Annotated in this window: 7 protein-coding genes; 6 read left to right on the plus strand and 1 reads right to left on the minus strand. The window is 37.9% G+C overall.

The annotated features are described in order from the left end of the window. Positions 1-72: 72 nt before the first annotated feature. Positions 73-1,956 (plus strand): molecular chaperone HtpG, encoded by a 1,884-nt coding sequence (htpG, locus tag FLJC2902T_RS13990; RefSeq protein WP_023580465.1) that lies wholly within the window; start codon positions 73-75, stop codon positions 1,954-1,956. Positions 1,957-2,016: 60 nt separating this feature from the next. Then, complete coding sequence (locus tag FLJC2902T_RS13995; protein ID WP_023580466.1) at positions 2,017-2,535, plus strand: TlpA family protein disulfide reductase; 519 nt, start codon at positions 2,017-2,019, stop codon at positions 2,533-2,535. A 75-nt stretch (positions 2,536-2,610) separates the two neighbouring features. Here FLJC2902T_RS13995 and FLJC2902T_RS14000 read toward each other — a convergent pair whose 3' ends face one another. Next, the gene (locus FLJC2902T_RS14000) at positions 2,611-3,198 is read right to left on the minus strand and encodes a murein L,D-transpeptidase catalytic domain-containing protein (protein ID WP_023580467.1); all 588 of its coding nucleotides are present in this window, start codon (positions 3,196-3,198) and stop codon (positions 2,611-2,613) included. A 362-nt stretch (positions 3,199-3,560) separates the two neighbouring features. Between FLJC2902T_RS14000 and FLJC2902T_RS14005 the strand changes: the two genes are divergently transcribed. The 4 genes from FLJC2902T_RS14005 to FLJC2902T_RS14020 all read left to right on the plus strand — a co-directional run bounded on the left by FLJC2902T_RS14005 (position 3,561) and on the right by FLJC2902T_RS14020 (position 7,698). Further along, positions 3,561-4,457 carry an EamA family transporter gene (locus FLJC2902T_RS14005; RefSeq protein ID WP_023580468.1) on the plus strand — a complete coding sequence of 299 codons (897 nt, stop codon included), beginning with the start codon at positions 3,561-3,563 and terminating at the stop codon, positions 4,455-4,457. Positions 4,458-4,711: 254 nt separating this feature from the next. Next, positions 4,712-5,311, plus strand: coding sequence for an alpha-ketoglutarate-dependent dioxygenase AlkB family protein (locus FLJC2902T_RS14010; protein ID WP_023580469.1), 600 nt, complete (start codon positions 4,712-4,714; stop codon positions 5,309-5,311). A 151-nt stretch (positions 5,312-5,462) separates the two neighbouring features. Beyond that, positions 5,463-5,744: a TIGR03643 family protein gene (locus tag FLJC2902T_RS14015; protein ID WP_023580470.1), complete on the plus strand. Its 282-nt coding sequence runs from the start codon at positions 5,463-5,465 to the stop codon at positions 5,742-5,744. A gap of 97 nt (positions 5,745-5,841) precedes the next feature. Then, positions 5,842-7,698 carry a M61 family metallopeptidase gene (locus FLJC2902T_RS14020; protein ID WP_023580471.1) on the plus strand — a complete coding sequence of 619 codons (1,857 nt, stop codon included), beginning with the start codon at positions 5,842-5,844 and terminating at the stop codon, positions 7,696-7,698. Positions 7,699-7,861 lie beyond the last annotated feature (163 nt).

Raw genomic sequence — 7,861 nt, forward strand, 5'->3', positions numbered from 1 at the left:
TTGACATATACTTTGCAATGGTATGTTATTTGTAAAATCAGACCCGGAAATAATTTAAAACATAACATATCTATGACAACAGGAAAAATTAATGTATCGGTTGAAAACATCTTTCCGTTAATCAAAAAGTTTTTGTACAGCGACCACGAGATTTTTCTTCGCGAATTAGTTTCAAATGCTACGGACGCCACTTTAAAATTAAAGCATTTAACCAGTATCGGAGAGACTTCCGTAGAATATGGAAATCCAATTATTGAAGTTAAAATCGATAAGGAAGGTAAAAAACTACACATTATCGATCAGGGGCTTGGTATGACTGCCGATGAAGTGGAAAAATACATCAATCAGGTGGCTTTTTCCGGAGCGGAAGAGTTTCTGGAGAAATACAAAGATTCCGCTAAAGACAGTGGCATCATCGGTCATTTCGGTTTAGGGTTCTACTCGGCTTTTATGGTGGCTGAAAAAGTGGAAATCATAACAAAATCGTATAAAGACGAACCTGCTGCACACTGGATCTGCGACGGTAGTCCGGAATTCACATTAGAAACGGCAGATAAAACAACCAGAGGAACCGAAATCATCCTTCATATCGCAGAAGATTCACTGGAATTCCTGGAAGATTTCAAAATCCGTGAACTGTTAACCAAATACAACAAGTTCATGCCGGTGCCGATTAAATTCGGAACCCGAAAAGAGCAAAAAGCTTATGGTGTAGGCGAAGAAGAAAAAATGGAAGAGATTGAGGTGGAGAACATCATCAACAACCCTTCCCCGGCCTGGACGAAGCAACCTACTGAATTAACGGATGAAGACTATAAAAACTTCTACCGTGAGTTGTATCCGATGCAATTCGAAGAGCCTTTATTCAATATTCACCTTAATGTCGACTATCCATTTAACCTGACCGGAATTTTGTATTTTCCGAAAATGTCGGCCGATTTACAGATTCAGAAAGACAAAATCCAATTGTACCAGAATCAGGTATTTGTTACCGACAATGTAGAAGGTATCGTACCGGAATTCCTTACGATGTTAAAAGGAGTGATTGATTCTCCGGATATTCCGCTGAACGTATCCCGTTCGTACTTACAGGCTGACGGTGCCGTTAAGAAAATATCCAATTACATCACCCGTAAGGTAGCCGACAAACTGAAATCTTTATTTACGGAAAACCGCGAAGATTTCGAGAAAAAATGGAACGATATCAAAATCGTTTTGGAATACGGAATGTTATCGGAACCTAAATTCTACGAAAAAGCAGGTGCTTTCGTATTGTATCCTACGGTAAGTAAAAATTACTACACTTTAGACGAACTGAAAGAAGCCATAAAAGAAAAACAAACCGACAAAGACGGCAAGTTAATCGTGTTGTATGCTTCCAACAATGACGCACAACACAGTTATGTTGAAGCCGCTGAAGCCAAAGGATATGAAGTACTTTTATTGGACTCGCCAATTGTTTCGCATCTGATTCAGAAATTGGAATCCGATAATGAAAACCTGCAATTTGTTCGTGTGGATTCAGATCATATCGATAATTTAATCAAGAAAGATGACAATCAGATTTCCAAATTATCCGATGAAGAAAAAGAAAGCCTGAAAACAACTTTGGAAAGCATTGTACCAACAGCCACTTATACGGTTCAACTGGAAGCAATGGACAGCCAGGCGGCACCGTTCATGATTACGCAGCCGGAATTCATGCGTCGTATGAAAGAAATGAGTCAGTCCTCAGGCGGTGGCGGCATGTTTGGCATGGGTAACTTCCCGGAAATGTACAATCTGGTGGTGAATACCAATTCGGATTTGGCAACGTCCATCTTAAACGAAAAAGACAAAACCACTCAGGAAGGTTTGGTAAAACAAGCGTTGGACCTGGCAAAACTGTCGCAAGGCTTACTGAAAGGCGAAGATTTAACCGCTTTTGTGAAACGTAGTTTCGAATTGATCAAATAAAAAAACAGACCCGCAATAAATTTGCGGGTTTTTTATTACATTTGGATAAAAATCGCTAAAATGAAAAGATTAATCCTTATCAAATTTCTTTTATTTTTCTGCATCATCTACGGGCAGGACCAATCCGATTATAAGCAAAGCAGTAATATTAAAGACGGACAATCTGTTCCTGATTTTTCATTTACAGACGGGACAGGAAAAAAAATCAGCATGTCCGATTTGAAAGGAAAAGTCGTTCTGATTAATTTTTTCGCTACATGGTGTGGTCCTTGCGTACAGGAAATGCCTTATCTTCAAAAAGATATTTGGGAATTATTAAAAGAAAATAAAAACTTTGCTTTATTGAGTTTTGGACGAGGCCATAATGCAGAAGAAATAAGTAAATTTTCAAATGCGAAAAAAATTACTTTACCAATGTATCCGGACAAAGAAAAAATCATTTATACTTCGTTTGCAACAAAATATATCCCTCGAAATTATTTAATTGATCAAAATGGAATTGTTGTTTATTCTTCAGTTGGTTTTTCTACCGAAGAATTTGAAGTTTTAAAAGATAAAATCAACGAACTTTTAAAGTAAATGCACGATGATTTAAAAACTTCACGAATCAGAAACAACTAACATAAAACCCATAAGGAGAACTTGCAGGTTTTTTTATTCGATTATCCACAACAAAACAGGTTTATCCGATGCTTTCAGCTTCTTATCCAGTTTCTCCATAAAAGCATTCGAAACCGCCGGGCATCCCCAACTAAGCGGACTGTAATCCGGGAATATTTCCGTATTGGCAACCTTTTCCCAGGAATGGAGGACAACAACTCTTTCCACGGCGCTTTTATTGGACACTTCCAACCCTTCCAGCCAATATTTTACGTTAATTCCCCAGGAACTGTAATCCCTTTTTCCAATCTTATATTTTCCTTTCATCGAACAATGACTGTCGGTTGTAACATCAAATTTTGCCTTAGTGTATTTCGTAAGATTGGTTTCAAAAACATCACAGGAACCGTGCGTTACCAGATTCTGATCAATGATTTCACCTGTATTGAAATCGTAAACAAAAAAACGGTTTTTACCGGAATGGAGACTGAGATCAAGCAAAAAATAATAGTGGTCGTTGAATCCGTTACCTTTACAGTACTTTTTGGCATTTACATGATAATCGGCATAATTCTTTTTTTCCGTATTCGAATTATTACAACAGACAGCCAACAAAAAAATCAGTAAAACACAGCGTTTCATGGTAGTGCGGTTATGAAGTCAGACAACATTACAATAACAAATTTTTGAGTATTTTAGTATAAACACGAATTCGATTAATAAACTTTTGAATACCAACAACTTATCCTTTTATTTTGATTTAATTCGTGAATTCGTGGCTAAAAAACAATTTTTAAAGCCACGAATTCACGAATTATCAAAAAGAGTTATGTAAAATCACGATTTGTAGCGAAATCAACAATAAAACCCAGATTACAGGTACAACCAATAAAAAAATTACTCACAATTTAAACTTAACTCAAACATAAAACAACTGTTTAAGAAACACCTCTTGCAGCCCGAAGGAAATAGCCTATATTTGCCGGCTTCTAAAATTTGAAATCATGTTTGGAAATAAAGTACTAAAAGGAGTTTTTCTGGTAGGTTTAGGCGCCACAAGTTATGGTATGCTGGCCACCTTCGTAAAATTAGCCTATCAGGAAAATTACACCACGGCCGAAGTAACTTCTTCCCAGTTCATATTGGGAATCATCGGCATTTTACTTATCAATTCCTTTCAGAAAGTAAAAAAAGGAAACACCGTTATCAATGCCTCCAGGCGAAATATTTTTCATCTGATGTTGGCCGGAACTTCGTTGGGAATGACCAGCGTTTTCTACTATCTTGCCGTAAAACACATTCCGGTTTCCATTGGTATTGTGTTATTGATGCAAACCGTTTGGATGGGTGTTCTGTTGGAATGGATACTCGACAGAAAAGCGCCGTCACTTCAGAAAACGGCTTCTGTCTTTATTGTTTTAATCGGAACTGTTTTGGCTACAAACTTAACAGACACCGATATACAACTTGATTGGCGCGGTATCATGTGGGGAATGTTAGCCGCTGCCTCATTCACCACCACCATGTTTACGGCCAACCGGATTGCCATCGGAATTTCATCGGCACAACGCAGCCTGTACATGCTTTTAGGTGGTGCTGTCATCGTTTTCGGATTCGCAATAGCCACACAAACAACTCCGTTTAACTTCGACATCTTTATGAAATGGGGAATCGTATTGGCCCTTTTCGGAACTATCATACCACCAATGCTGATGAATGCAGGATTTCCGGATACGGGAATTGGCCTGGGCAGCATCGTTTCGTCATTGGAATTGCCTGTTTCCGTAATGATGGCTTATTTCATTTTGAATGAAACCGTACTCCTTACGCAATGGATCGGAATTATGCTTATTATCACAGCTATTATTATTATGAATGTGAATTTTAAAAAAAATCAATAGCTCTTCTGATTTTTACTCAAAACAGGATTTTTGTATAAAAATCTGTTACCGAACAGTGAAGTGGCTTAAAACTTCAATATAAAAAATGCTAATCAAGGATTGAATCTGTAACTTTTTGATTCTAAAAACAGACCTAATAGTTTTTAAAAAACTGTCAGACCTAACATGATGGATCTAAGTAATTTATTTCAACCCTTGATTCTCATAAAAAACAAAAAAAGTGATACTCCCATTCCTTTTATTAATTTTGAAAAATGAACCTGTTCCCAACCGATAAAATGGTTTTCGATTTACCCGATGCTAAAATCGAGTATTACCCAAATTTCTTTACGGAAAACGAGGCAAACGCTTTGTTCCGACAACTGCTCACCGATATCCAGTGGCAGCAGGACGACATTACCGTTTTCGGAAAAACATACCAACAGCCGAGACTGACCGCCTTCTTCGGCAATGAAGGCAAACCTTATTCCTATTCCAATATCACCATGCAGCCACACTCTTGGAATGAACTTTTAATTAAAATCAAATCAAAAGTGGAAGTAACAACCGGACATACTTTCTCTTCGGTCTTACTCAATTTATACCGCGACGGCAGAGACAGCAATGGTTGGCATGCCGACAACGAAAAAGAACTGGGCCAAAACCCCATAATTGCCTCGGTAAGTTTTGGTGAAAAACGGGTCTTTCAGTTAAAACACAATACCATAAAAGACCTGAAGCAAAATATTACATTGGATAACGGAAGCCTGCTGCTAATGAAAGGCACTACCCAGCACTATTGGAAGCATCAGATTCCAAAAACCGCTAAACCGATAAACCAAAGAATAAACCTTACGTTTCGAACCGTTTTATAATACAAAATGCAAAACTGACGCTCATATCAGCGGGATTTTTAAAAAATCAAAAAAAATAACATCCTGTTATTTCCAAATCCTTTTTTTTAGTAATATTGAGTATTGATTTTTAAACATAGTAAACCTTTTTATTGTATTAATTTTTCATCTGATGAAAAAAAGTAAAATTTCAGAAATGGACAACGAGACATTAGATCGTCTTGTTACCATGGCGCAAGAGGAAAAAAAACCTTTTGAAGTAATAAAAGAAGAATTTGGGATTTCAGAAAATGACGTTACTGAACTGATGCGAAAAAAATTGTCAAAAGACAATTTCGAACTTTGGAAAAAAAAGGTGACCGCCAGTAAACCAAAACCAAAACCTCAGAAATTCAACGAGCTTGAGGACGACGACTTAGACAGCAAGTACTATTTTAAAAATAAAATGGATTAAACATAAATCTCCTGCTCGGCAGGAGATTTTTTATTTCGCCAATTTTGTAACAAAAAAAACAACTTGACTACTTATTTATACATCAAAAAAACAAACCATGAAAAAAATCATTTGCTCCCTGGCATTGGCCACAGTGCTAATAAGCTGTAAAACGGCACAGAGCACTCCCACAATAAACGACGTAAACGTTGCTATTGACCTGGTAAACGTAGTCGACGATAAAGTGATGGTAACCATCACCCCACCTGCTTTCACTACTGAAACAGTAACGTTCCACATCCCTAAAACAGTTCCCGGAACCTATTCCGCAGACAATTACGGAAGATTCATCGAAGACGTAAAAGCATTTGATGCGAAAGGAAATCCTTTGACTGTTACAAAAGCGGATGAAAACTCATGGACCATTTCAGATGCAAAGAAAATCAGCAAAGTAACGTATCTGGTAAACGATTCTTTCGATACGGAAACCTCAGGCGGAATGGGCGGTAAAGATGTATTCTCGCCGGCAGGAACCAATATTGCCGCAGGTGAAAACTTCATGCTGAACACACACGGTTTTGTGGGCTATTTCGAAGGAAAATCGGAATTACCATATAAGGTTACCATTTCACATCCTGCAAATTTATGGGGAGCGACTTCGTTAACTGACACCGATGCAAGTGCTGATAAAGATGTGTTCACCACGCCTCGTTATGCCGAATTGGTAGATCATCCGATTATGTATTCCAAACCGGATTACACCACGTTCAAAGTAGATGACATGGAAATTTTAATCAGCGTATATTCTCCAAACGGAACCTATAAGGCAGCCGATATCACTCCCGCCATGGAAACCATGATGCGTGCACAGAAGAAATTCTTAGGCCCGGTAAATGCCACTAAAAAATACAGCGTTTTACTATACCTGTCTGATATGAAAAAAGCCGATGCAAAAGGCTTCGGAGCATTGGAACACACCACTTCCACAACCGTTGTGATGCCGGAAATGATGCCGAAAGCCGCATTACTGGAACAACTGAAAGACGTGGTTTCCCATGAATTCTTCCATATCGTAACACCATTAACAGTGCATTCAAAAGAAATCCAGTATTTCGATTTCAACAAACCGGAAATGTCGGAGCATTTATGGATGTATGAAGGAGTTACGGAATACTTTGCGAATCTTTTCCAGGTGAATCAGGGCTTGATTTCGGAAGAAGATTTCTACAACAGAATGGCAGAAAAAATCGATCAGTCAAAAAGTTTCAACGAAAAGATGCCGTTTACCGTTATGAGTAAAAACATTTTGGAAAAAGACTACAAAGATTCTTATTACAATGTCTATTTAAAAGGGGCCTTAATTGCCATGTGTATCGACATCCAAATGAGAGAAAGCAGCAACGGTGAAAAAGGGATCCTGGATCTGATGCACGCTTTATCATCGGAATACGGAAGCAAAAAACCTTTCAACGATAACGAATTGTTCACAAAAATAACCTCTTTGACGTATCCGGCCGTGGGCGAATTTCTGAAAACATATGTGGCTGGAGAAACACCGATTCCTTACGATCAGTATTTTGCCAAAATGGGCGTAACCAATGCAAAGGTTAAAAAAGCGGGAAATCCTTTTCTTAAAGATCAGTCCACGCCTTACATCACGGTAGATCCGACGACAAAAGAAATCAAAATTCTTCCTGAAATCGAGCTGAACAAGTTCATGACCTCTCTTGGAATTAAAAACGATGATACACTTTTGGCGATCAATGACACCAACTACAATCTGGATAATATCTACGATTTAATCATGCTGAGTTCAGGCTGGAAAGAAGGCGATGCCATAAGTGTAAAAATTAAACGTGCCGGTAAAGAACAAATCCTTAAAGGAAAAATCACACTTCCTATGGATGAAGTAGAAGGATATCAGTCAACAGACAACAACAAATCCAAATTAAAAGAAGCCTGGCTAAAAGGTTAACCGTTACTTCTCAAAATAACAATCCCCGATTTACAATGGTATCTCGGGGATTTTTTATATCCCTTAAAAAGACCTGTACTTCAGGAATTCCTATTCAGATAAAAATTGCCGAAACGTTTCTTTTTAGGCAGGGTAAACGCGTGAACTTAGTTTAATAAAAATA

The organism is Flavobacterium limnosediminis JC2902 (assembly GCF_000498535.1).
In the GTDB taxonomy this organism is placed as follows: domain Bacteria; phylum Bacteroidota; class Bacteroidia; order Flavobacteriales; family Flavobacteriaceae; genus Flavobacterium; species Flavobacterium limnosediminis.